This window comes from Methylomonas sp. Uni0009 (assembly GCF_054188105.3).
Genome location: NZ_JBTAFN010000001.1, coordinates 1,290,085 through 1,316,269 on the forward strand (window position 1 = coordinate 1,290,085; position 26,185 = coordinate 1,316,269).

Here is a 26,185-nt window from a genome sequence, read left to right on the forward strand (position 1 = left end):
GCGCCCTCGGCCAAAAATATTTTCTCAGCCAGGTTATAAAACCCATCCCTCCCTTCGTCTTTGCTTTGGAACCCCTGCGGATACGCCGACGGAACACCTTCCCTCGCCAACCGCCGTCATCACAATCACAAGCCAGGATGCCCAATGAGTCAGCGCACAATACCTCCCTTTAACCCGTTCTGTTTAACCGTTTTTGCCGTCGCGATGAGCGCCAGCCCCTGGTGTGCGGCGGAAACTGCCATCGAGTTTGCCATCCCGGCCGCACCGTTGGCGGATGCCTTGCTGCAATTTTCCGAAACCAGCGGCATCAAGGTGTTCTTCAGCTCTCAATTGGCCGGCAACCTGCGCGGCAACGCCGTACAAGGCCGCTTTACAGCGCAACAGGCGCTGGACAAACTGTTGAGCGGAACCGGTCTGACACCACAAACCGCGACCGATGGCACCGTGACGCTGGAAAAGTCGGCAAAGCCAATCGAACCGCAATCGGCAGCCGGTACGACAACTTTGCCGAGTGTGACGGTGCTGGGCAAAACCCTGTCGGACCCTAACGATCCCTATAACTCGGACTATCACCTACCCAACGCCAGCGCCGCCACGAAAACCGATACGCCGATCATGGAATTACCGATGTCGGTACAGGTCATTCCTAAGCAGATATTGAAAGACCAACAGGCAATTCGAATCAAGGATGCGCTGAAAAATGTCAGCGGCATAAACTGGGCGACCGACCCGATGTACGAAGGCTTTCAGTTACGCGGTTTTCAGACCGATGGCACCACCACGGTTTATCGGAACGGACTGCGCATCCGGCGTGCCGTACAAGAGGTTGCCGATCTGGAACGCTTGGAAGTTCTGAAAGGTCCGGCTGCGGCGGCGTATGGTCGGATCGAGCCGGGCGGCTTGATCAACATTGTTACCAAAAAACCGTTGGATACCCCTTATTACGCATTGGAGCAGCAGTTTGGTTCGTACGATATGTTCCGTACTACAGCCGATGCAACCGGACCGATCAACCAAGACCGTTCCTTGCTTTACAGAGTCAATTTGGCCTATCAAAACAATGAATTTTTCATCGATAAAATGGATCAGGAACGGGTGTTTTTCGCGCCGTCCCTCACATGGAAGCCCAGCGACCGCACCGAAATCAATTTGAATTTGGAGTATCTCTACGATACCCGCACCAGTTATACCGGCTTGCCGGTACAGGGCAACCGTCCGGCCAATGTACCGATCAGCCGTTACTACGGTTTTGGCTCGGATAATGAAAAATCGGTATTCGACAAGTTTTTGATCGGGTTTGATTGGTCGCACCAATTCAACGACGATTGGAAAATCCAGCATCGCTTTCACTACTACAAGCTGGATTACCAAATCAACAATTCTTCATTTTTCCCAGGACCGGTCAATCCCGCGAATAATCGCACCTCGGTAAGAAATGTGACCGATAGGCCCATCGACATTACCGATACCGTCGCGACCAGTATCGATCTCACCGGCAAATTCAAACTATTTGGAACCGAGCATCGGGTATTGGCGGGATTCGATTACTTTTGGGAAGACTTTGAAGGTCAGGGGTTCTTTGGTGCGCCCGCTCCCGCCAGCCATAGGCCGGTGGTTGATATTTTTAATCCGGTCTACGGACAGGTTCCATCCGCTGCCAGCCGGGGTTTCAATAATTTCAGCACCTTAGAACAATATTGGTACGGCGCTTACTTTCAGGATCAAATCACCCTGTTTGACAAGCTGCATATCATGGGTGGCGGGCGCTACGATTGGGCAACGCGCAGCAGCGGCGCAGCCTCGACTTCCATCGCAGCTGCCAGAAACAGTGAGACTGAAGTTAAAAACGAGGCTTTCAGTCCGCGCGTGGGTGTGGTCTATCAACCCTGGCCCTGGCTATCACTGTACGGAAATTATACGGAATCGCTGGGCGGGGCGAACAGCGCGTTGGCATCAACCGGCAAACCGCTGGATGCCGAAACCGCGCAGCAGCACGAGGTTGGATTCAAAACCGAATGGTTCGATAAGCGGCTGATGACCACCGTTGCCTTTTACGAATTGACCAAACAAAACATCGCGACGCCGGACCCGGTAAATACCCGGTTTTCCGTGCAAACCGGCGAGGCCCGCAGCCGTGGTATCGAAGTAGACATATCGGGCCAGATTACCGATGGCCTGAACTTGATCGCGACTTACGCCTATACCGACGCAGTCATCACACAGGATAACAGCGGTAATCAAGGCCGCAAGCTATGGAACGTGCCGGCAAATTCGGGCAGCTTCTGGGCCAAATACGCATTTCAAGATCCCGCTTTGCGTGGCCTAAATGTTGGCGCCGGCGCGTATCTGGTTGGCGAGCGCCAAGGTAATAATTTGAATAATTGGCAAATGCCGGGCTACGTCAGAGTCGATGCCTTGCTCGGCTATTCCTGGGAGATAGGCAAGTCTAAAGTGACCGCGCAGTTGAACGTCAATAATCTGTTGGATAAGACGATTTACGAAACATCGGCATTTAACAGCTATTTGACTCAGCCGGGCGCGCCGCGCAATTTCATGGGCTCGATCCGCGTGGAGTTCTGACGCCGGATGGCTCGGTAATCCTATCAAGCCGATCATGGTGAGCCAGTTCAAACCATGATCGGCTTGGTTTCAAGGTAAAGGTATTTGGCTTGGAGAAATTCCGATTAACGCCTTGCCGGTCTAACTCGTAGCGCGTGAGGAATTTTGGCCGGGAAACGTCTTATCCAAATGAAACACATAAAAACAAGGGTTGGTGAGCTTGGATACAAAGCCCTGACTCTTCAAATTCTCAACTCAAATCTGTTACTGCGATGAATGTAACCAATCCTCAATCCGGCCTTATCGTTCGCAGCGAACCAGAGCACCATTCGCTTGCCCGCCTCAAAGCCCGCCGCCAACGTTGGCTAACCGTGCATCTTTGGTTGGGGCTGACGCTTGGCTTGTTACTGTCTATTTACGGCATCACCGGCAGCGTCTTGGTGTTTTATCCCGAGATCGACGAATCGTTGCATCCCGAGATGTTGACGGTACAACCGCCGGAACATGCCGAGTATCGGCCCCTGGCTGAAATTTTCGCGGCCGGCAAAGCTGCCATGCCACCACAAGCCAAACACAACTTCGCCACGTATCCGCGTAACGAGTTTGCGAGCTTCAAGCTGCGCTTCGCGGTGGCGGATGCCAACGGTGCGGTGGAACGCTGGGAAGTAGGCGTTGATCCTTACACCGCGAAAGTCACCGGTAAACAGCTCCAGGAACGATCCGGCGATTGGTTGCCCAACACCTTCATCGGCCTAATGTTCAAGTTGCACTATGCCTTATTGTTGCCCAAAGACATCAGCACAGTAGTGGTCGGCCTGTCCGGCATATTATTGATCATCTCCACGCTGACCGGCCTAATCGTCTGGTGGCCGCTGACCAGCAAATGGCGGCAAGCACTGGTATTTAAAGCCGGTGCCGGCAAGGTGCGCTTCAATTACGACCTGCATAAAACCAGCGGCTTTTACACCGCGTTGGTGATGATTCCGGTGCTTTTTTCCGGGGTTTACATGGTGTTGCCGCATAACGTGGTGCCGGTGCTGGAATTGTTTTCGCCGGTGACTTACCGCTACTGGTTTCATTCCACGCCATCTACGCCGGATGCGCCGACCATCGGCATGGATCAAGCCGTGGCTATTGCATTGAAACAATACCCAACAGGCCGGCCACACTGGATTTACGGCGCGCCGAATCCCAGCCAGACTTACACTGTATGCCAGGACGGCGTCGATGCACCCGACAGTATCTTGCAACGCCGCTGCACGGTAATCGACCGTTACAGCGGCAAGATTCTGGACTTGGACGATCCCAGCCTGCCGACCGCCACGGCCGGCGAAATCTTCACCCATTGGCAATGGCCGCTGCATTCCGGCCAGGCCTTCGGCATGACCGGGCGGATTTTGGTGTTTATCACCGGACTGGCCTGCCCGGTGCTATTCGTCACCGGGGTGATTCGCTGGCGGCAAAAATCCAGGACCAAGCAAGTACGGAAGGGCTGATTCCGATCCGTTATCAGGTGCCGAAACGAGTGGTCAATATTTTCGACCGACACGAGGTGCCTGAATTTGCCGCTCCGCAAGGCGTGCTTAGAAGCAGGATGCGCAATTTAAAAGTGCGTGATATGCCGCACTTTGCTCGTCGCGCTTTCGAGGGTTTTGGCATCAATCCCGCCGACTGACGGATCAAGCGCCGTACAACACTGACTTCCCAGGTTAGTGGCTTAAAAGTTGCTGCAGCGGAAGACGTTTCATTGCCGACTATGTGTTCATGGATGCAATTACCGATTCCGATTTACTGGCCAGCTTTCTGCTCTATCAGAAGGAGCTCCAGCAATTTTTGACGCATAAGGTCAATTGCGCGGAAACCGCGGCCGATTTGATTCAGGAAACCTATCTGCGCATCGCCCGCTATTCCGCCGACGGCGAGATCGTCAACCAGCGGGCGTTTGTGTTCCGCATCGCCGACAATCTGGCCCTGGACCATTTGCGCAGCCGGGCCAGACACGAGCAACGCGACGGCGGCTTGGTCGAGGAAGACCTCGTTTGCAGACAACCGCAACCGGACAGCATGCTGGAGGGGCAGCAACAAATGGAATTGTTCGAAAAACTCATCTACGAACTGCCGCCGCAATGCCGCAAGGTGTTCTTGTCGTGCCGAGTGGAAGGCAAGCGTTATTCCGAAATCGCCGCCGAGCTGGGCATATCGATACGTACCGTGGAGGCCCATATGTACAAGGCCTTGAAGCATTTGAAAGACCGCATCGATTTCCTTTGATGCGCCGTGCGTTCGTATCATGCAACTTAACCCCGTTCTAAAATCGTGGCATCATGCCTGCCTCGGCTCAACGCTTCGCGCTCCCAACCATGTCCGATAAGCTCCAATCCGCGTCTTCCGATTTGCTCTCGGACCAGGCACTCGCCTGGTTTGCCCGCTTGCAAGCGGATGACGTCAGCGACGATGTGCGCCGCCAATTTGAAATTTGGTACCACGCCGATCCTCGGCACGCCGAAGCCTACGATAAATCCCGCAAGCTATGGAGCCTGCTGCAACAGCCGGCGGAGCGGGTTCAACAACGCCTGCAAGCGGATGCCGCCCAATTTAAAACCGAGACTTTTTCCACCGGAAGGGCGCTGGGTGTGGGGCGCTTACAATCGTCGGCGAGCGGCCGAAACCTGCTGCGTTTTGCTTCAGCCTGCCTGGGGCTGTTGTTGCTGGTGGCCGGCTGGCGCTTACCGGAGCACTGGCAAAACTGGCGCAGCGATTACCATACCGCAGCCGGTCAGCAACTCAGTATCGAATTGGAAGACGGCTCTCGGCTGACTTTGAACACCGATACGGCACTGGCGGTCCGTTACAGCGACAACTTGCGGGAGATCGAATTGTTGCGCGGCGAAGCCTATTTCGAAGTCGCGCCTAATAAGCAACGGCCGTTCGTCGTCGACGGCGGTCAGGCGACCGCGCGCGCCGTCGGTACCGCCTACAGCGTTCGTAAACAAGCCGACGAGTTGCGCGTCGTTGTTAGCGAAGGCACCGTAGAAGTTGACGCCGATAGTGCTAAGGCGTTGGTGCACGCCGCCGAGCAAGCCGAATACCGGCAAGGCCGGCTGCAAGCCGTTGCTCGGCTCGACAACGACGATGCATTGGCCTGGCGACGACGCCAAACTGTGTTTCACCGCCAACCTTTGACGCAAGTATTGGAAGAAATTAACCGCTATCGCAGCGGCCGGATTGTCGCGGTCAATCCGCGGTTGGCCGAGCGGGTGGTCAACGGTGTCTTCAACAACGCCGACCCCGATGCTGTGCTGGCCGCGCTGACCACCACGCTGCAAGCCAAGGCCTTGCGGATGCCGGGCGATTGGGTGTTGTTGTATTGACGTAATAGATGGGCGCGCCTTGCGCCGTTAGCCAACGAATATAAAAATATTTTTCTCGGCACTAAGGGTAAGCCCGAACCCGCGTCGTCTTTGTCGGTAACACCTGCCATCGACAAAGGAGATAGACGCATGAAATACCCCGCACACACTTGCCGTGCCCCACTCTACGTAGCACTTGCTGCCGGCCTATTGACGCCTACTGTTATCCTGTCTGCCGAGCAAACCGCGCAAACCTTTGATATTCGCTCCCAAGCGCTGTCCTCCGCGCTGATCCGGTTTTCCGCACTCACCGGCTTGCAAGTGCTGTATGAAGGCGACATTGCCGAGCGCATCACCGCGCCGGAATTAATCGGCCGTTATACGCCGGAACAGGCTCTGCGGAACTTGCTGCGCGGCTCCGGGCTGCAGTACCGGTTCAGCAACGGCAATACCGTCACCTTGGAAAAGGCGGCGGCGGTGGAACCGCAGTCCGCCGCCGGTACGACAACCTTGCCGACGATGACGGTGACGGGTAAAGCCTTAGCAAGCGAAAGCCCAAGCCTGACTACGCCATCGCTCCAAGAATCGCAAATCAAACTGAATCGCGTGGCGGGCGGTACGTCGGTGATCGACGGCAAGCGGATCGAAGAAGGCGCGCCCTTGTCGGTCAGCGATGCCTTGGCGACGGCGCCGGGCGTTTATGTGGGCGACATTAGTGCCGGCGCGACCGGTGGATCGCGCATCTCCATCCGCGGTTCGGACGGCAATTCCGATATTTCGCCGATTCGCGGAATAAAATTTCTGCGCAACGGCATGCCGTTTACTCACGCCAACGGGACGTTCGATGTCGAGGCGCTCAATCTTTATGCTATCGAGCATATCGAAGTCTATCGCGGTGCCAATGCCTTGGAATACGGCGGCAGCAATTTGGGCGGCGCCATCAACTACATCACGCCGACCGGGTATACCGCCAATGGGTTGAAAATCGGCATCGTCGGCGGCACCAACGATTATTACCGACCTTATTTCAGCGGCGGTAAAGCGTTTGAAAACGGATTGGATGTTTTCGGCACGTTTTCCTACGTCAATACCGATACGACCCGGGAAAACAATCATCAAGAGCAGTTTTTAGGCCATGGCAATGTCGGCTACCGCTGGAACGAAAATCACGAAACCCGTTTGTATTTCGATGCGCAAAACCATAATTTCTTGTGGCCGGCAACGCTGAGCAAGCGACAAATCGACCAAAATCCCCAGCAAAACCCCAACGATTGGTCCTTACCTAACAGCTTTTCATCTTACCGCTTCGATCTAAAGCATTCGGTAAAATTGCATGGCGGCGATCGACTCGATGTCGGCACTTATTACTCGATCAATAACTATCGTTACGACTATACCGATAGCGGCAATCACGACCAGTGGCAGGATGTCGGCTTTAACTGGCGGCATGAGATCAACGGCCAGTTATTGGGTTTAAATAACCGGGTAGTTTGGGGCGGTCTGACCCAATGGCAATTTATCAACGATAAAAACTACGGCATCGTCGGCAGACAGCTTGGGCCGTTGTTGACGGCGGAGCGTGACCGCTGGCTGAATGTCGAAGCGTTTATGGAAGATCAATTGAGTTTGACCGACAGGTTTACCTTGATTGCCGGCATTCAATTGAATTATCGCGATGTGAATTACGAACGGTACGAAGGTTATGTGGCTAGTGCCGCCAGACCCAGCAACCAAGCCAATCAAGATTTCTTCACGGCTAACCCCAAGCTGGGCTTTACTTGGCAAGCCACCGACGAAGCACAGATTTACGGCAATGTCAGCCGTAGCGCTGAACCGCCAAAAATGGCCGATCTTGCCAACATTTATCTCCAACCCAAACGAAATCTGCAAACTGCCAGCACCGTGGAAATTGGCACGCGCGGGCAAGCCCAGCGCTTGAAATGGGACTTGGCTTTTTATCAGTCCTGGGTTAACAACGAGTACTTGATTGTTTCCAATCCCAGAAATCCAACGGCCTTTTCCTCCACCAACGCCGATAGCACGACCTTGCATCGTGGTGTCGAACTCGGCTTGGAAACCACTTTACCGCTAAATCTGGCGGCGTCGGGCGATAACTTACGGCTCAGCGGCAACTACACCTGGAATGACTTTACGTTTGACAGCGACCCCGCGCTTCGCAATAACCGCTTGCCCGGCATTCCCGAACACAATGCTTTCGTCGAAGCGCTGTACCAGCATCCCAGCGGCTTTTACATCGGCCCCAATGCCCGCATCGTCAGTTCCAATTATGCGGACTTCGCCAACACCCTGGCCGCCAAACCTTATGCGCTGTTGGGCGCACGCATGGGTTGGGATGACGGCAAACATTGGAAGTTGTTCGTCGATGGCCGAAATTTGACCGACGAGCATTATGCGTCGTCGGTGTGGGTTCTAGGCAATGCGAATGGTGCCGATTTGGACCAGTTCAATCCCGGCGCGACCCGCTCGGTATTCGGTGGCGTGGAATACCGGTTTTAAGCACTGGCGGGTTGTCAATTAGTAGGCCTAAACGTGCCGGGGCATACCGCTCCGGCCCGAAATGACGGTGGGAATGGCACTTAGTTCCCGCCAAACCCGGTCGATACGATGCGGATTTCCTACGCCTAAACGTCTTATGCAAGAAAGGCAGCCAGCGCTTGATCCGGACAAGAGCAGTATCTGGTTCCCTGGCTTCTTTTTCGAATATTGACGATAACCGTACTCCCATCATGAACAGTAATCTCTATCAACCTGACACGCTTATCCAATCCAAGCCGCAAAACCGAGAGTTGTCTCGCCTGAAAGCCCGCCGCCAACGCTGGCTGACCGTTCATTTATGGTTGGGTCTGACGCTGGGTTTGCTTCTGTCGATTTACGGCATCACCGGCAGCATCCTGGTGTTTCATGCCGAAATCGACGAATGGTTGCATCCCGAGATGTTGACGGTGCAGCCACTGGCGCATGCCGAATATCGACCCTTGGCGGAAATTTTCGCAGCCGGCAAGCAGGCGATGCCGCCAGCCGCGAAGCATACCTTCGCCACTTATCCGCGCAACGAATTCGCGGCCTTCAAACTGCGGTACGCGGTTGCTGGTGCTGACGGCTCGCTGGAAAACTGGGAAGTTGCCGTTGACCCGTATACGACTAATATCACGGGTAAGCAACTCAAGAGGCGCTCCAGCAACTGGCTGCCCAGCACTTTTATCGGCTTGATGTTTGAATTGCATTTCGCCTTGTTGATTCCGGGAGAACTCAGCGAGCCGATAGTCGGTATGTCCGCCGCGTTATTAATTATTTCGACCTTGACCGGCCTGGTCGTCTGGTGGCCGTTGACCGGACATTGGCGCAACGCCTTGACCTTTAAAGCCAAGGCCGGCAAGGTGCGCTTCAATTACGATCTGCATAAAACCAGCGGATTTTACACCGCCTTGGTGATGGTGCCGGTGCTGTTCTCAGGGATTTACATGGTGCTGCCGCATAACGTGGTGCCGGTACTGGAACTGTTCTCGCCGGTCACCTACCGTTACTGGTTTCAATCCCAACCGCCTTATCCAAACGCCCCGGCCATCGGCATGGATCAAGCCGTGGAGATTGCCTTGAAACAATATCCGACGGGCCGGCCGCACTGGATATACGGTGCCACCGAGCCTACTAAGACCTATACGGTTTGTCAGGACGGCGTCGATGCGCCAGGCAGCATTTTGCAGCGCCGCTGCACGGTGATAGACCGTTACAGCGGCAAGATTCTGGATCTGGACGACCCTAGCTTGCCGACCGCTACGGCCGGTGAAATCTTCACCCACTGGCAATGGCCGCTGCATTCCGGCCAAGCTTTCGGCATGCCGGGAAGAATTTTGGTGTTTATCACTGGATTAGCTTGCCCGGTGCTGTTTGTCACCGGGGTGATCCGCTGGCGGCAAAAGCGCAGAGCCGGCCAAAATAGCCGCAAAGATTTTGCCGTGTGATATGCCGCGACTTTTTCAAAAACCGCGGCATATCACACAGCGCTCAATCAGTGGGTATAGCCAAGCACCGACGCAAGCTAGCGTAGCGGTCGGCGCAAACCGCTACCTCAGGTCGTTTTCAGCGTCATGGCCTGAACATTGCTGGTTTCGCGCCAGCCGTCCCTCCGCAAACAATCACCAATGCCCAAAGACCTTTCCGGATTTCTGCACACGCTGTTTCTGCAACACGCGCACGAAATCGGCAGCTTTTTACGCGGCCGTTGGCCGAGAGAGCCCGATGTAAGCGACATTGTGCAGGAGACTTTTCTGCGCTTATCGCAATATCCCGATCCGCAAACCATTCATAACCCCCGGGCATTTTTATTTCAGACCGCCGCCAATCTAACGGTTGACCGGCATCGCCGCCGCGAAACGCGCGCACGCTTCGATGACGCCGACGCAGACATCGAGCATGTTGCCGACCAAAGCCTTTCGCCCGAGCATTATTGGCAAACTCATCAGCAATTGGAGAAATTCTCCAGCTGGTTGGACGAATTGCCGGAATTGCGCCGTCATGCCTTTGTTTTATACCGGATCGAAGGCTGTTCCCATGCCGAAATTGCCCGGCGCCTGGGCATTTCGGTACGTTGCTCCGAGCGTTACGTGATGCTGGCAATGCAACATATCAGCGCCAAACTCAGCGCTGAACCGGAGCACGCTTGGCGGTAATTGCCGTCTAGCCCGTCTATGCCTATGTCCGGTAAACTGCTGCCCCACTCAATTGAACAGAAGACCAGCGTGACCAGCATTCAATCTTGCAGTCAAGCGACCCGCGAGCAGGCGATAAGCTGGTTGCTGCGTCTGCGCGATGCGCCCGGCAACCCGCAAATCCGCCAGGAATTTGCTGATTGGCTGGCAGCCGATCCACTGCATGGGCAGGCTTACCAACAGGTTGAAGCGCAATGGGCCTGGATGGAACCGTTCAAACAACAAGCCTTCCTGGCGCGCAACGAGGCCTTACGTTACCGGCCGCCTACTCGCAGGCCGGTTTGGCTGCGCTGGGCAAGCTATAGCGCTGCCGCGATTGTCTTGCTGGGCGTCGGCCTGGCGTTATTCTCGCCGCAAGGTTGGTACGGATTCCCCCATAGCTATGGCACCGGCAAGGGCCAAAGACAGACCTTGACGCTAGCAGACGGCTCCAGCCTGGAACTCAACACCGACACCGAGGTGCGAGTGCATTTCAACCGTCGTCAGCGCCATGTCGATCTGGTGCGCGGCGAGGCTTTTTTTAACGTGACTCACGATGCCGAAAGGCCATTCACCGTGCATGTTGGCAATCTCAGCGTGCGCGACATCGGTACGGCATTCGATGTCTACAAACAATCCGACCGGGTCAGCGTCGCTGTGCAGGACGGTTTGGTGGAAATGACCGGCCAAGGCAGCAGCCGCGAATTGCACGCCGGTCAGCAGTTGGCGTATAGCCATGACCAGCGCTTCGTCGAAGCCTTGCAATCCGACATCGCCACCGTCACTGCCTGGCGGCAGGGCCAGCTGATTTTTCGCGGCCGGCCTCTTGGCGAAGCGCTGGCGGAAATCGGCCGTTATCACGACGTACAAATCCGCCTGCCCGATCCTAAACTGGCCGAACTGCGCGTCAACGGCAGCTTCCGCACCGAGCAACTGGACAATATGCTGAACGCGGTTGCCATGTTATTGCCGGTCAAAGTTAAACATGTCGGCGAGCGCGAAATCGTGCTGGAAGCGGCATCATCGCGCAGGGCGAATGATTGACTCGGGGTTTGAAAACTGTTCGCCTTTATGCGGCTTAGCTACATACCCGTTTAAGACGTGACCCAAAGGGCGTTGACAACACCAGCCCCGAGCACAGCCAAAGCGCCCAGCCCAAACGGGAATAGCCGCCATACCTAAGGCCGACTCAATCATTCGCCCCTAACGCCGGGTCGTCGCAAAATAAACTATCGTTTTGCTGGCGGCTTTTTTGATCGACTGCGTCTATGCCCATGACCCCTTAACCAATGGAGACATGGAGCATGACATTGACGATAAAACGCCTGGCGACCGCAATCGCGCTGATCTCGGCGCAAGCCTACGCCGAGGACGACAAACGCCATTTCGATATTCCCGCCCAAAGCTTGGCCTCCGCGCTTCAACAACTGGCAAATCAATCCGGCAGAGCGATGCTGTATGCCGAACAATCCGCCGCCGGCAAGACCAGCCCGGCGCTGCAAGGCGAATTTAGCGTCGAGGAAGCCGTCCGTCAGTTAATAAACGGCAGCGGCTTGACTTATAGTATTGGCGCGGATGGTACTGTGACTTTGAAACCAGCATTCTCCGGCAGCGATGCGACAACTTTAGGCGCGGTGTTAGTCAAAGGCACGAGTGACCCGAGCGATCCTTACAACAAGGATTACGCAGTCTCCAACGCCGTGACCGGCACCAAAACCGATACGCCTTTGTTCGACACCCCGATTTCCGTACAAGTGCTACCCAAAGCCGTCATCGACGACCAGCAAGCCATCGGTCTGGAAAACGCCCTGAAAAACGTCAGCGGCGTCGCGAAAGGCTGGGGATTCGGCAACGACAAAGACGAAAATCTCTATATTCGCGGTTTCGCCAACACCAATAATATTTATCGTGACGGCGTTTTAACTCCCAACACGCCTATTTCACTGGCTAACGCCGAACGCATTGAGGTGCTTAAAGGGCCTTCGGCCATGTTATACGGCCGCGCCCAACCAGGCGGTCTGGTCAATATCGTCACCAAACGGCCCCGTACCGATGCTTATTATTCGCTTCAACAGCAATTTGGTTCCTTCGATACTTACCGCACCCTGCTGGATGCCACCAATAAAATCACCGCAGACGGTGCATTGGCCTATCGTCTGAATTACGAGCATTTGGACAGCGCGACGTTTAGGGATAACCATCCGGTCACCCGCGACTTTGTAGCGCCCAGCCTAAGCTGGAACATTACCGATCATACCCGGCTAGATCTGGATTTTATGTATCAGAACATTAAAGACGTCGCCGATTCCGGAATCCCATACAGCTTGCAGCAGTCGGGAGCGATTCCCGGCAAAATTCCATTTCACTTTTCCGGCAACGAACCAACGGATTTTGCCGACAAAGAAGCCTATACCGGCGGCTTAACCCTGACCCACGAGTTTAATCAAGACTGGAAAGTACGGGCAAAATATTCAACCCATAACCAAACATTTTTAACCGCACAGACTTCTTCGAATGAAAACGCCGATCTTTTGGGAAATTTGGCTAGAGGGTTTATCAAGACCAGCGACGATTTTCAAAATCACTATGGCACCGTGGACATCACCGGTCACTTCGAGACGGGAGCGTTGAAACATGCTGTTTTGCTGGGTGCTGATTACTATCATTCCAAGAACAGAAATCTGTTTAGCGCTTATGCGACCGCTCCCAATATCAATATCTTCAACCCGCAATACGGATATACCGAGTTGCTGGACCTGCCGCTAGGAGGACAGAACGATACCGTCAATGAGTGGTACGGCATTTACATTCAGGACCAAATCTCGTTGTGGAATCAATGGCATTTATTGCTGGGCGGACGCTTCGATAATGCCATGCACAGCAATTACGATGCGCAAGGCGTTTCCACCAATCACACCGACGACGACAACTTTAGTCCGCGCATAGGTTTGTTGTACCAACCCGTGCCGTGGCTGGGTGCTTACGTCAATTACGTCAACGGCTTTAATACCTTTAATGCCGGACGGCCTATCGACGGTTCGGCCTTTGCCCCGGAAAAATCCAAGGAAATGGAGTTTGGCTTGAAAGGCGAATGGTTGGATGGACAATTGCGCGCCAATCTGGCGTTCTTCGAATTGACCAAAAGCAATATCAAATCGCAACTGCCGGCCCCTAACAACAGCTTTTACGCCACAATCGGCGCGGCACGCAGTCGAGGCATCGAGTTCGACTTGCAAGGGCAGTTGACCGATTACTGGAACATCATTGGCACTTATACCTACATCGGCGCAGTTGTCACCAGCGGCAACGAGTCGCCGTTCAGCGGCGTGGGCAAAGCCGGCAATCGCCTGGAGAATATCCCCAGAAATACCGCCAGTTTATGGTCCACCTATGATTTTTCCGGTCTGGGAGCACAGGGCTTCAGCGCCGGCGCCGGTGTATACGTGGTCGACAAGCGCTCGGGGGATGTCGATAACAGCTTCGAAATACCCGGCTATACCCGCGTCGATACGATGTTGAAATACCAGCACAAAGCCGGACCTTCCCGTATAACCTGGCAATTCAACATAGAAAATCTTTTGAATAAGGAATACATCGCATCCAGCAACGGTTACGGTAATTTTATTTACCAAACCATGCCCGGTGCACCACGGACTTTCTTGGGCTCGGTTAAGGTGGAGTTTTAGTCACGTAGGCCGGGTTACGCTCTATCGAGCGAACCCGGCCTAGGTTTCATCGTTTTCACGCCGACGACGGATCAAAGCTTATCTTGCCTGAATTCATTCATATCGCGGTTATCGACCCGGTCGTAAATATCTTCCACGTTTAAGGTCAAACCGATGGATTCGAAAGTGACCGCATCGCCCAAAAAATAATATTCCGACAGCCAGTGCTTGTTCCGGCGCAACACCTGCACCGAAACGATGTCCTGTTCTATCAACACATACTCCTGCAAGGACGGCAAATTGATGTAGCGCAGCAGTTTGGTGGTGGTGTCGGTTTTGCGGGTCGAGCGCGACAGTACTTCGACGATGATGACCGGCGAAGTGGAAAAAACATCGTCGCCGGCCATTTTGCTGCAATCCACCAGTACATCGGGATAAACGTAATCCTTACCCATCCGCACTTTAATGTCGGCCATGAACGTTGCACAGGGCGTGCCTTTCAAATGGTTTCGGAACTCGCCCAAAATATTGGCCGAGATACAGTTGTGGTTATAGCCGGCCCCGGCCATCGCATAAATCCGGCCGTCGATATATTCGCGCTTAACGTCGGAATGGATCTCCGTGGCCAGATACTCCTCTTCGCTCAGATAAAAACTGTCTTGCTCTTGCTGTAACGCCATGACTCGCTCCCAACTATGCTTGCGTTGCTTGAAGATATTGTTAGGGACCTAGCCTGGGAATACAAGGGGGAATTCTCGACTAACGGCAGCAGGATTGCTCAGGTTTGAGCATGCCGCGCTCGGCAATTGCCCCTGAAATTGATAATGCGGAAAAAACCTGTGTGATTTGGCGTATCTAAAAGCCATTTTGCGTGATCTAACGCACCCGGTTCCACAAAAACTCCCGCCGCCCAAACACAAGCAACCACCGTTACGGGTAACTCAAGCAACTGTTTGCAAACGGTTTAATTGCAGCCAAAACCTGTCTATCGATTTGAATTCGGCCGGATGGAATGTTTTTTGCGAGGTATTCCGTTAGATCAACCCCTCCAAACCGGAATTGGTCCGGCTGCCATGCCGTTAAGTCCAGCCCTGCTTGGTAGTTTGCCTAACCGTTATCTTTTTCGTCACCGAGTCTTGTTAGTGCCAAAATCCAAACCATCGCTGTTTGATCGGCTATTTCAGCGGCATAGCCAGGAACTCCGGGTGTTTGCCGGCCTGCGTAGCGGCAATGAGTTTGCCGAGGATTTGGTACAGGAAGCTTATTTGCGGCTGATGCAGCACCCCGAACCGGAATCAATCGATAATGCCAGGGCCTTTCTATATCGAACGATCGCCAATCTCAGCGTCGATCAACATCGCCGGCAAAACGTCCGCGACCGTTTTCATGCCGAAAACAACGGCGACGATCAGGCATTGCATGACATACCGACTCCCGAGCCATTACCGGAAGATAAATTAGCCTCGCAACAGGAGTTGCATGCCTTAAACAGCATTTTGCAGGAATTGCCGGAGGCAACCCGCAACGTTTTCGTGCTTTACCGGCTGGAAGGATTGTCACACAAGGAAATTGGCCGGCGACTGGGCGTTTCCGAACGTAATTCCGTGCGCTTGCTCGGGATCGCCGCGCAACACGTTCTGCTGCGTTTTGCTTCGTTGGATGACTGAGCTCATGGGCGGCGCAGCGGTTTTTCTCACCGCTTCATTTGCCGGATTTTAAATGTTGGGCGGCTACCTGATAATGCTCGCCAAGCGCAACCTAATGTCCTCTGTTTAACATGCCCAACATCGAGACCTCAACCGTTTTGCAGCAACAAGCCATAGAGTGGATTCTGCGGCTGGATTCGGCTGCCTGCACACCCGCAGATCGCCAGGCCTTCGCAGATTGGCTGGCGCTAGGCGAAGACCGGCGACGCATTTATCAGCAGTTGGCCAGCCGTTGGAACAGACTGGATCGCTATAAGGGCCGGGACTTTCCGGTGCGTCGGCAAGCGCTGAGCTACCTGGCTCCCCACAAGCGAACGCGCCGCCTTAGCAAGCTGGCGTTAGCCGCTTCGCTGCTATTGGGCTTGAGCATCGCCACTTTTTCCGAGTACGGCTGGTACGGCTACCCTCGCCACTATGCGGCCGAGCGCGGCAGCCGCCAAACCGTACATCTGGCCGACGGCTCGCGTTTGGAACTGAGCGGCGATACCGAGCTGAATCTGCGGGTCAACCATTGGCGGCGCTCGGTCGAACTGATTAAGGGCGAGGCATTTTTTAGTGTGGCCCACAACCCGCAACAGCCGTTTGAGGTGCAGGCCGGCCATGGCACTATCGTTGATATTGGCACCGAGTTCGACGTGCGCTTGCAAAACCGGCAGGTCGCTGTCGCGGTGCTGGAAGGCGCGGTAAAGATTGTGACGACCGGCAGCCGGGAAATCAGCGCCAATCAAGTACTCGCTTACGATCAGCGCGGCGACTTTCTGGAAAGCCAGGACAAACCGGCCACCGTCACAGCCTGGCTGCGCGGCCAACTGGTGTTCGAAAACCGGCGGTTAGATGAGGTATTAAGCGAGCTGGAACGCTTTCACAATGTCCGCCTGATCTTGGCCGACCCAAACCTGGCCAAACTAAAAGTCAGCGGCACCTTCCATATCGGTAACCTTGATGGCGCGCTGAATGTGATCGCTATGACGCTGCCGGTCAATATTCAGCGGCCTTCGCCGGGACAGGTATTATTGGCCGGACGCTGAGGCCGCCAAGACCACACAGCGCGTTTTCCCCTCCCATAATTTTTGGCGTCTTTTTCGGCTTGGTGCGTTTCATTCTGGAAACCCAAGCAAAAGGAGAAGATGGATGAAGTTTTTAATACAACCGCTATTGTTCGGCGCCTTGTTGGCCTCAGCCTGCGAAGTACGGGCAACCGAAACCACCTACAGCTTTGACATCCCGGCCCAGGAATTGGCGGCGGCGCTGCCGAAACTGGCGGCGCAATCCGGCGTACAAATTTTTTACGCGCACGACAGCGTTGCCGGCCGTAACGGGCCGGCGCTAAAAGGCACCATGACGCTGAACGAGGCACTCAGCCGGCTGTTATCCGCCAGCGGCCTGAGTTTTGCGATTGCCGGCGACGGTTCGGTATCGATCAAGGCGGCGGGCAAGGACGCGACGATGTTACAACCGGTGAACGTTATCGGTCAGACGGTTTACGACGCCACCGATCCCTACAACCCGGATTACAATCGACCCAATGCCACGACGGCCACCAAGACCGATACCCCGATCATGCAGACGCCGGTTTCGATTCAGGTAGTGCCTAAAGCCGTGCTGGCGGACAAACAGTCCATGACCTTGCCCGACGCAGTAAACGGCCATGTCAGCGGCGTATTGGGCCGCACGGGCGGCGGCTTTTTGTACGACAACTTCATCATTCGCGGCCTTGCCGGTTCCGGTTTTGGCGATGCCTACCGCAATGGCTTGTTCAATCGCCAAGACATTTACGATATTGCCAATATCGAGCAGGTGGAGATATTAAAAGGCCCGGCCGCAGTGCTTTACGGCCGTATTGAGCCCGGCGGCTTGGTGAATTATGTGACCAAGAAACCGCTGGATACTGCTTACTATTCTCTGCAACAACAGTTCGGCTCTTACGATCAATATCGCACCTTGGTCGATGCCACCGGACCAATTAATGACGACAAGACGCTGCTTTATCGATTCAATGGCTCTTACACGGACAATCAGTCGTTCCGGGATTTTGTCGGCAACGAGCGCGTGTTTGTGGCACCGGTCGTTACCTGGCGGCCGAATGAAAAGTTCGAAACTAATCTCGAGCTTGAATACAAGCATGACAACTTTAACGCGGATTTCGGCATTCCCGCGATTGGCAACCGCCCGGCAGCCATTCCCTTCGACCGCAGCCTAAAAGATGGCTTTCAGCGCCAAACCGTGGAAAGTACACTGGTGGGCTACGACTGGACTTACCACTTTAACGACGATTGGAAAATTACCCAGCGTTATCTGTTTAAAGATTGGTCGCTAAGCGGTCCGGCCATTTTCAACGGTGGCTTACAGGCTAACAACCGCATTCTGAATCGTTCGGCCTCGGTGGGCGTACAAGATGTAAGGACGCATTCCGGCAATATAGATTTGAACGGCAAATTCGAAATATTGGGCAGCAAGCACAACCTGTTGGTCGGTGTCGACGGCTTCCATGCCACGACCGAGGCCCCGTCCGCAAACGGTTCAGCAGCTTCTATCGATATATACAATCCGGTTTATGGGCAAGTAAACTTTGCCGCTTTGTCGACCTACAACAGATTCTTTTATCGCGAGGAATCGTGGGTGGGCGCATACGCCCAGGACCAGATAACGCTATTTGATAAGCTGCACATTTTGTTGGGCGGTCGCTACGACAACGTCACCACGGGAGCCATTGCCTCGACTGCGTCCCTGGATGCGGCCAAAGCCGGACGGATAGAGCGGGAAGACAACGCTTTTAGCCCGAGAGCAGGTATTCTTTACCAAGTCCAGGATTGGCTGTCGGTTTACGGTAGTTACACGAAATCTTTCAGCGGCAACAATGGCGTGAGCGTCGGCGGCACCAGTTTTGAGCCGCAGATTGGTAAGCAATATGAAATCGGCCTTAAAACGGAGTCACAGGACAAGCGCTTTTCATCGACCCTGGCGTTTTTTCATTTAACCAAGAGCAATCTGCTAACCGACGATCCTAACGAAGCCAATCCTGACTACCAGATTCTGGCCGGCAAAATCCGCAGTAAAGGTATTGAGTTGGATCTGGCTGGGCAAATTACCGAGCAACTGCATTTGTTGGGGACGTATGCCTATACCCAGGTTAATTATGTGCAAAGCTTCAGCGGACTAAAAGGCAATCGCTTGGAGAATGTACCCGAGCACCAGGGCAGCCTGTGGGGTACCTGGCAGTTTACCGATACTTTTAAAGCGGGCTTAGGTGCTGTTGCCGTCGGTAGCCGGCCATGCGACACCGCCAATACCTGCTCGTTGCCCGGCTACGCTCGTGTGGATGCGATGGCGGCGTATAGCCCTCGCATTGGTCAACACAAGCTTACTTTGCAGTTGAACATCAATAATGTTTTGGATAAGGACTATTACGCAAATACGTCGGGTGGACGCCACACCAGCATTCCAGGTTCACCCATCAGCGTATTGGGTTCGTTGAAATATGAGTTCTAAAAGCCGCTAAGGATAAGGATGGACGGAAAACTCCGCGCATCCACCGCCCCAAATCGTTTGGGCTGAGGGCGGGGTTAGTAATGGGCGACAAATGGGGCTATTTGTTAAGCAGGACCGGCTGCACTTCCTTGATGATCACCGGCGACATGGAAAAAAACATCGTCGCCAGCCGGTTTTCTGCAACCCAGGGATAAACATCATTACCCATCCGCACGTTGCCCCCGACCACAAAAGCGGGCCATTTTTGCGCAATGCGGCACTGTTATTCAAAAAACCAAGCGCATCGGCAACATTTGAGACGCGCTGAAACCTTGTCGCTGGTAAAAGCGCTGAGCATGCAGATTATCGGCGTCGGTCAACAAGCTGAGCCGGCGACAGCCATTTTGGCGGGCAAATGCGACCGCGTGTTCCAACAACCGGCTACCAAGACCTAGGCCGCGAACCTCGCTTGACACGACCATATCTTCCAGCCAGGCCACCCGTTCGCCCAGCGCGGTTGAGACGGTGTAAAGCAGATTCACCATACCGACAATTTGGCATTCATGCCGCGCCACCAGAATATGACCGATGTTTGGGTCGGCAATGATGCGCGCCAAGCCCCGATGCTGAGCCGCATAATCGGGCTGGAACTCGGCTTCTTGACTGAATAATTCGCCTAGTAGCAGACAAAGCGCCGGGATGTCGGCCGCATTGGCTAAGCTTATTTCCATCCCCGTCTCCGGCTAAGCATTAAAAGCATTGTGTAACACCCGATTTCGGCGCAAGGTAAAGATTGGTTCGGCATTGAGCAAAACGCTGGGCAACTTAATCCTTAACAGCTTCAACCTGGATGAGCACCTTGACCTCATCGCCCACTGCCGGCACATATTTGTCGATACCAAACTCCGAGCGTTTTATCGTGCCGACCGCATCGGCGCCACAGGTGTACTTTAATCTGATGACATTCATCCCGCAGTAAAAGTGCTCAACGTCCAAATGCACCGGCTTGCTGATGCCGTGCAAGGTCAAAATGCCATCCGCACCGACCAATTTTTCGCCTTGAAAACTGAGCTTGTCAGATTTGAAGGTCATCAGCGGATATTGCCCGCTATCGAAAAACTCCTTGCCACGCAAATGCTCTTCCAACTCCTTCAAACCGGTACTAATAGACGCGGTGTTGACGCTGATGTCTATGCTGCCTTTACCCGCTGCGGTATCCAGCGTCACTTTGCCGCTGGTTTCGTTAAAACGGCCGCGTTGCGTGGAAAAACCCAAATGGCTGATTTCAAAGCTGGGGAAGGTGTGATGGCTATCGATGGTATAGCTATCGGCGGCCAACACGCTAAAACTCAACAGGCCGGCAGCGGTTATGGAGCAAAGTTTTCGAATCATGTCTATCTCCTTTGTGGGTTAAAAAACGAGCGACACTGCATTATTGCAGAGACTTTGTGATAATAGATCAGCTTAACTCTATCACTCTGGCCATTTGCCGCTCTCATGCAACGAATCTATTACTATTACGCGGCCTTGATGGGCTTCTTCGGCCTGTTTTTGTTAATGATGGCTTGGCATACGCTATTGTCACCATCGAACAAGTTGCCCACTGCATTGCTGTTGTTAATCTCGGCCGGACCGCTATTGCTGCCGTTTAAAGGCTTATTAAACCGCAACCTGAAAAGCTGCACCTGGATGTGTTATTTGAGCCTACCGTATTTCGCGCATGGCGCCGCTGAAGCCTATGTCAATCAAATAGAACGGCCTTATGCGCTGCTGGAAGTGTTGTTCAGCCTGCTGCTGTGCTTCGGCGCCGGCCTGTATGTCTACAAAGCGGAAAAAGCCTGAGCACCGGCGGCATGCAAGTCCCGTTACAATTCGAGTTTCAGAACGATCAGACCTTTGCCAGTTTTTTTCCCGGCAATAACGCCGAAATCGTCACGCAATTAAAGGCCCTGGCAGAGAACGGCCAGGAACAGCAAATTTTTATCTGGGGCGATGCCGGCAGCGGGAAAAGCCACTTGTTGCAGGCCTGTTGCCAGCAAGCCAAACTGGCGGGTAAAGACCCGTTCTATCTGGCTTTTGACATCGACCATTTGCCGGCACCGACCTTGTTGGACGGCCTGGAAGATCTGGAATTGGTCTGTTTCGACAATATGCAAGCGCTGGCCGGCCACCTCGACTGGGAACACGCGCTGTTTGCTTTTTATAATACGCATCGGCAGAACAATCATAAATTGCTGCTGGCTGCCGATTGCCCACCAAAGTTTTTGGGCTTTGACTTACCCGACCTGAAAACCCGGATGGCTTGGGGACTGACCTTAAAAATCCAGCCTTTGCGCGACGATCAGTTAATCGAGGCACTGACTTATAAAGCCCATTTTTTGGGCTTCGACATTCCGCCGGCAGTGGGGCGATTTTTGTTGAATCATTATGTTCACGATTTAGCAGCGCTATGGCTGCTCCTGGAAAAAATCGACCGCGCCACCTTGGCCGCGCAACGCAAATTAACCATTCCGTTTTTAAAGCAGATTCTGGCTGAGGAAACATGAGCGCCAAGGTATTGATCGTGGGTGCCGGTGCCATCGGCGGCTTTTACGGTGGCCTGCTGGCTAAGGCTGGCGCGGAAGTCTCAGTGGTGTGCCGCTCCGATTATGATGTCATCAGACAGCATGGGTATCGTATCGAAAGCCATGCTCTGGGCACTTGGCAATTCATGCCTAGCCAGGTATTGCACGATGCCGCGAACTACGATGGTCAAGCCGATTACCTGATTTTATGCAGCAAGGTAACCCCGGACATTGATCGAGTTGCGTTGATTCGCGATGCAGTCGCTCGGCAAACCACCATTGTGCTGATCCAAAACGGTGTCGAGATTGAACAGGAACTGCAACAAGCTTTCCCGGACAATCTGTTAATCAGCGGCTTGGCATTTATTTGCTGTAACCGGCTGGCTCCCGGCGAGATTAGCCACTTGGCTTACGGCAAGTTGATTCTGGGTAATCTGTCAGATAGCCACGAACCTAAAACATCGCATTTGCGCGATTTGTTCCTACAAGCCGGCATCGAATGCGCGATTAGTGAAGATATTGTCGCCAGTCGTTGGCAAAAGTGTGTCTGGAATGCGCCGTTTAATCCGCTATCGGTACTGTCCGGCGGATTGGCAACTCAGGCGATATTGCAGAATCAGGAAAATTTTGTGCGCCGCGTGATGCAGGAAGTCTGCAGTATTGCCGCGGCTTGCGGCCACCCGCTACCGGCCGATATTATCGAAAATCACATTGCTCTGACCCGTGATATGCCACCCTATAAAACTAGCATGCTACTGGATTTCGAACGCGGACAGACCATGGAAACCGAAGCCATTCTCGGCAACGCGGTGCGCGCCGCCCAGCGGCAAGGTTTAGACTGTCCTTGCCTGCAGTCGCTTTATGTATTGATGCAACTCCGGGAGCTGCAAATCCGTTCTAATAGCCTTCTTAGCTAATTCACACAATTGACATTCTGCTTTTTGTTATTTTTCGGTTAGAATGTGAAGATTTTCATTGACCCTGTCTTTGAAGAAGCCGTGTGAATTTCGCCTCAGACCTTGCAAAGCGAAGACCGGCCGCATACTTCGCTAGACTAGCAGCTATGTGATCCACAACCAACCGTGGCAATGGTGCTGGGGTTTAAAAGTTTTTATGTCCATTTTTAGAGTATAACCATGACTGATCTATCGCTTTACAGAAACATCGGCATCTTCGCTCACGTCGATGCCGGTAAAACCACGACCACCGAGCGGATTTTGAAGCTGACCGGAAAAATCCACAAAATCGGTGAAGTTCACGAAGGCGAATCAACCATGGACTTCATGGCTCAGGAAGCCGAGCGCGGTATCACCATTCAGTCAGCGGCCACTACCTGTTCTTGGGCGGGCAGCACCAAGCAATTTGAACCACACCGCTTCAACATCATCGACACCCCGGGCCACGTTGACTTTACTATCGAAGTTTATCGTTCCTTGAAAGTATTGGACGGCGGCATCGGCGTATTCTGCGGTTCCGGCGGCGTCGAACCGCAATCCGAAACCAACTGGCGCTATGCGAACGACTCCAAAGTCTCTCGTATCATTTACGTCAACAAGCTGGACAGATTGGGCGCGGACTTCTACCGCGTCGTCAAGCAAGTCGAAGACGTACTGGGTGCGAAACCGGTCGTCATGACCCTGCCTATCGGCGAAGAAGACAATTTCGTCGGCGTGGTCGATCTGTTGACCCGCAAAGCCTGGGTCTGGGATAACTCTGGCGATCCAATGAAATACGAAATCCAAGATGTACCCGCCAACATGGTTGAGCAGGTCGAAGAATGGCGCGCGAAACTGATCGATTCAGTCGCCGACCAAGATGACGACATCATGGAAAAATATCTGGAAGGCGAAGAGCCCACCATCGAAGAAATCAAACGTTGCATCCGCAAGGGCACCATCGCGATGGATTTCTTCCCGACCTACTGCGGCTCTTCGTTCAAAAACAAAGGCGTGCAATTGGTGTTGGACGGCGTTATCGAATACCTGCCGAATCCTACCGAAGTTAACCCACAGCCTGAAACCGATATCGAAGGCGTGCCAACCGGCGAACACGCGATTGTCGATCCAGAACGTCCGTTCCGCGCGCTGGTTTTCAAAATCATGGACGACCGTTTCGGCGCCTTGAACTTCGTCCGTGTTTATTCCGGCAAGCTGAAAAAAGGCGACTCGGTATTGAACACCTACACCGGCAAAACCGAACGTGTAGGCCGGATGGTGGAAATGCACGCCAACGACCGTAACGAGATCGAAACCGCACAAGCCGGCGACATCGTAGCCTTGATCGGTTTGAAAAACGTGCAAACCGGTCACACCCTGTGCGATCCCGACAAACCGGCCACATTGGAGCCGATGGTATTCCCGGATCCCGTTATCTCCATTGCGATTGCACCGAAAGACAAAGGCAGTAACGAAAAAATGGGTATTGCTCTGGGCAAAATGGTGCAAGAAGACCCCTCCTTCCGCGTTGAAACCGACCAAGAATCCGGCGAAACCATCATCAAAGGTATGGGTGAGCTGCATCTTGACATTAAAGTCGACATCTTGCGCCGTACCCACGGCGTAGACGTCAACGTGGGTAAACCACAGGTGGCTTACCGCGAAACCATTACCCAACGCATCGAAGACAGCTACACCCACAAAAAACAATCGGGCGGTTCCGGTCAATACGCGAAAATCGATTACGTCATCGAGCCAGGCGAAGCAGGCAGCGGTTTCGTATTCGAATCACAAGTGACCGGCGGTAACGTACCTCGCGAATACTGGCCTGCTGTCGAAAAAGGCTTTAAAGCCAGTATCGACAAAGGTGTATTGGCTGGCTTCCCTTGCTTGGACTTCAAAGTCATTCTGACCGACGGTGCTTTCCACGCGGTTGACTCCTCATCCATCGCTTTCGAAATCGCAGCCCGTGCCGCGTACCGTCAATCGATCCCAAAAGGTAGTCCGCAATTGCTGGAGCCGATCATGAAAGTGGACGTATTCACACCGGATGCGCACGTGGGTGACGTAATCGGTGACTTGAACCGCCGTCGCGGCATGATCAAATCGCAAGATGCCGGTGTTACCGGCGTGCGTATCAAAGCTGACGTACCTTTGAGCGATATGTTCGGTTACATTGGCGATTTGCGCACCATGACTTCCGGTCGCGGCCAGTTCTCCATGGAGTTCTCGCATTACACCGCTTGCCCACGCAACGTCGCGGAAGAGGTGATCAAGGAAGTTAAGGAACGTAACAAAGACAAATAAGCATTATACGGGCTGATCTTGTCGGCCCTTATTCTGCTTAATATTGCCGATCAGCCACCTGCCGCGTTAAGCGGCAGGTGCATTTTTAACCATAAAGCTTCCGCCATGCACGGCAGCTTGTTCATTTACCTAACCTTGGAAGAACAATATGGCTTTTGTAATCACCGAAAACTGCATCAAATGCAAATTTACCGACTGCGTTGACGTATGCCCCGTCGATTGCTTTCATGAAGGTCCCAATTTTCTGGTTATCGATCCCGACGAATGTATCGATTGCACCCTCTGTGAACCCGAGTGCCCAGCCAACGCCATCCACGCGGAAGACGAACTGCCCGAGGGCCAAGAATACTTCGCAGCGCTGAACGCGGAACTGGCCAAACAATGGCCTATCATTACGGAAGTGAAAGACTCTCTACCAGACGCCGACGAATGGAATGGCAAACCCGGTAAATTTGCGTTGTTGGAAAAGTAAGAACCGCCATTGATTAATGAAATACCGAGCCCATGCCCTTCCGGCATGGGCTCAACCCAGCGTTAAAGCACTCGCTAGTCACTAGCACTTAATCCCGCAAGTTAGCGATAGTATTTCGTGGTTACGCACTACGACCCTCGTGTTTTCGCCATTGAAAAGATGTAGTCATTGGATTGCACTTTGCTCGCGTTAGGTTGTTCGCTGCAACCTCTCTGACTTGCTCTCCCGCCAGACCGCCCAGAACCACCCGTGCTTCTGCCGGCTCGCTGCGCGTCACTCTAACTCCACCCGCATTTCCGCGGAACACTGTATTTTTAGGGCTGCTCTTAACATCCCGCCAAGATTACATTATTAGCAGTTAATAATTCACCTCGACACTAGCTACGGCGTCACTTACAGTGGCGGTACTTTTACCACCATTTATGCCCCCTTCCGATCCCATTCTCCATC

20 protein-coding genes are annotated in these 26,185 nt (G+C 53.6%); 17 read left to right on the top strand and 3 right to left on the bottom strand.

Annotated elements, in window-relative coordinates; genetic code table 11:
* Positions 1 to 144: 144 nt before the first annotated feature.
* The 9 genes from ACWAU0_RS06040 to ACWAU0_RS06080 all read left to right on the top strand — a co-directional run bounded on the left by ACWAU0_RS06040 (position 145) and on the right by ACWAU0_RS06080 (position 14,304).
* A complete protein-coding gene (locus ACWAU0_RS06040) occupies positions 145 to 2,580 on the top strand; it encodes a TonB-dependent siderophore receptor (RefSeq protein WP_033158271.1) in 2,436 nt (811 codons plus the stop codon).
* A 251-nt stretch (positions 2,581 to 2,831) separates the two neighbouring features.
* Positions 2,832 to 4,055: a PepSY-associated TM helix domain-containing protein gene (locus ACWAU0_RS06045; RefSeq protein ID WP_051670272.1), complete on the top strand. Its 1,224-nt coding sequence runs from the start codon at positions 2,832 to 2,834 to the stop codon at positions 4,053 to 4,055.
* Positions 4,056 to 4,323: 268 nt separating this feature from the next.
* Positions 4,324 to 4,830, top strand: a complete 507-nt coding sequence (locus ACWAU0_RS06050) for an RNA polymerase sigma factor (protein ID WP_033158272.1) — start codon at positions 4,324 to 4,326, stop codon at positions 4,828 to 4,830.
* Positions 4,831 to 4,883: 53 nt separating this feature from the next.
* Positions 4,884 to 5,930 (top strand): FecR family protein, encoded by a 1,047-nt coding sequence (locus ACWAU0_RS06055; RefSeq protein WP_523070766.1) that lies wholly within the window; start codon positions 4,884 to 4,886, stop codon positions 5,928 to 5,930.
* A gap of 129 nt (positions 5,931 to 6,059) precedes the next feature.
* Positions 6,060 to 8,426, top strand: a complete 2,367-nt coding sequence (locus tag ACWAU0_RS06060; RefSeq protein WP_033158274.1) for a TonB-dependent receptor domain-containing protein — start codon at positions 6,060 to 6,062, stop codon at positions 8,424 to 8,426.
* 230 nt (positions 8,427 to 8,656) lie between these two features.
* Positions 8,657 to 9,892 (top strand): PepSY-associated TM helix domain-containing protein, encoded by a 1,236-nt coding sequence (locus ACWAU0_RS06065; RefSeq protein WP_101053883.1) that lies wholly within the window; start codon positions 8,657 to 8,659, stop codon positions 9,890 to 9,892.
* Between the two features lie 180 nt (positions 9,893 to 10,072).
* Entirely contained in the window at positions 10,073 to 10,600 is a 528-nt protein-coding gene (locus ACWAU0_RS06070) for an RNA polymerase sigma factor (RefSeq protein WP_101053880.1), read from the top strand.
* Positions 10,601 to 10,669: 69 nt separating this feature from the next.
* Positions 10,670 to 11,662, top strand: a complete 993-nt coding sequence (locus tag ACWAU0_RS06075) for a FecR family protein (protein WP_523070767.1) — start codon at positions 10,670 to 10,672, stop codon at positions 11,660 to 11,662.
* Between the two features lie 260 nt (positions 11,663 to 11,922).
* The gene (locus ACWAU0_RS06080; protein WP_458138651.1) at positions 11,923 to 14,304 is read left to right on the top strand and encodes a TonB-dependent siderophore receptor; all 2,382 of its coding nucleotides are present in this window, start codon (positions 11,923 to 11,925) and stop codon (positions 14,302 to 14,304) included.
* A 71-nt stretch (positions 14,305 to 14,375) separates the two neighbouring features.
* On the opposite strand, the gene ACWAU0_RS06085 is transcribed toward ACWAU0_RS06080, so the two are convergent.
* Complete coding sequence (locus ACWAU0_RS06085; protein WP_445367337.1) at positions 14,376 to 14,963, bottom strand: Uma2 family endonuclease; 588 nt, start codon at positions 14,961 to 14,963, stop codon at positions 14,376 to 14,378.
* Between the two features lie 462 nt (positions 14,964 to 15,425).
* Between ACWAU0_RS06085 and ACWAU0_RS06090 the strand changes: the two genes are divergently transcribed.
* The 3 genes from ACWAU0_RS06090 to ACWAU0_RS06100 all read left to right on the top strand — a co-directional run bounded on the left by ACWAU0_RS06090 (position 15,426) and on the right by ACWAU0_RS06100 (position 19,478).
* Entirely contained in the window at positions 15,426 to 15,950 is a 525-nt protein-coding gene (locus ACWAU0_RS06090; RefSeq protein ID WP_458138652.1) for an RNA polymerase sigma factor, read from the top strand.
* A 110-nt stretch (positions 15,951 to 16,060) separates the two neighbouring features.
* Positions 16,061 to 17,017 (top strand): FecR family protein, encoded by a 957-nt coding sequence (locus tag ACWAU0_RS06095; protein ID WP_458138653.1) that lies wholly within the window; start codon positions 16,061 to 16,063, stop codon positions 17,015 to 17,017.
* Positions 17,018 to 17,120: 103 nt separating this feature from the next.
* Positions 17,121 to 19,478 (top strand): TonB-dependent siderophore receptor, encoded by a 2,358-nt coding sequence (locus tag ACWAU0_RS06100; protein WP_458138654.1) that lies wholly within the window; start codon positions 17,121 to 17,123, stop codon positions 19,476 to 19,478.
* 266 nt (positions 19,479 to 19,744) lie between these two features.
* On the opposite strand, the gene ACWAU0_RS06105 is transcribed toward ACWAU0_RS06100, so the two are convergent.
* Positions 19,745 to 20,188 (bottom strand): GNAT family N-acetyltransferase, encoded by a 444-nt coding sequence (locus ACWAU0_RS06105; RefSeq protein ID WP_458138655.1) that lies wholly within the window; start codon positions 20,186 to 20,188, stop codon positions 19,745 to 19,747.
* A gap of 94 nt (positions 20,189 to 20,282) precedes the next feature.
* The gene (locus ACWAU0_RS06110; protein ID WP_458138656.1) at positions 20,283 to 20,849 is read right to left on the bottom strand and encodes a YceI family protein; all 567 of its coding nucleotides are present in this window, start codon (positions 20,847 to 20,849) and stop codon (positions 20,283 to 20,285) included.
* Positions 20,850 to 20,954: 105 nt separating this feature from the next.
* Between ACWAU0_RS06110 and ACWAU0_RS06115 the strand changes: the two genes are divergently transcribed.
* From ACWAU0_RS06115 to fdxA, 5 genes are all read left to right on the top strand, one after another.
* Entirely contained in the window at positions 20,955 to 21,299 is a 345-nt protein-coding gene (locus ACWAU0_RS06115; RefSeq protein ID WP_033158283.1) for a DUF2069 domain-containing protein, read from the top strand.
* 11 nt (positions 21,300 to 21,310) lie between these two features.
* Positions 21,311 to 22,003, top strand: a complete 693-nt coding sequence (gene hda, locus ACWAU0_RS06120) for a DnaA regulatory inactivator Hda (RefSeq protein ID WP_458138657.1) — start codon at positions 21,311 to 21,313, stop codon at positions 22,001 to 22,003.
* Entirely contained in the window at positions 22,000 to 22,938 is a 939-nt protein-coding gene (locus ACWAU0_RS06125; protein ID WP_458138658.1) for a ketopantoate reductase family protein, read from the top strand. The genes hda and ACWAU0_RS06125 overlap by 4 nt, the downstream gene beginning before the upstream one ends.
* A 219-nt stretch (positions 22,939 to 23,157) precedes the next feature.
* Complete coding sequence (fusA, locus tag ACWAU0_RS06130; protein ID WP_033158286.1) at positions 23,158 to 25,263, top strand: elongation factor G; 2,106 nt, start codon at positions 23,158 to 23,160, stop codon at positions 25,261 to 25,263.
* Between the two features lie 148 nt (positions 25,264 to 25,411).
* The gene (gene fdxA, locus ACWAU0_RS06135) at positions 25,412 to 25,735 is read left to right on the top strand and encodes a ferredoxin FdxA (RefSeq protein WP_458138659.1); all 324 of its coding nucleotides are present in this window, start codon (positions 25,412 to 25,414) and stop codon (positions 25,733 to 25,735) included.
* Positions 25,736 to 26,185 lie beyond the last annotated feature (450 nt).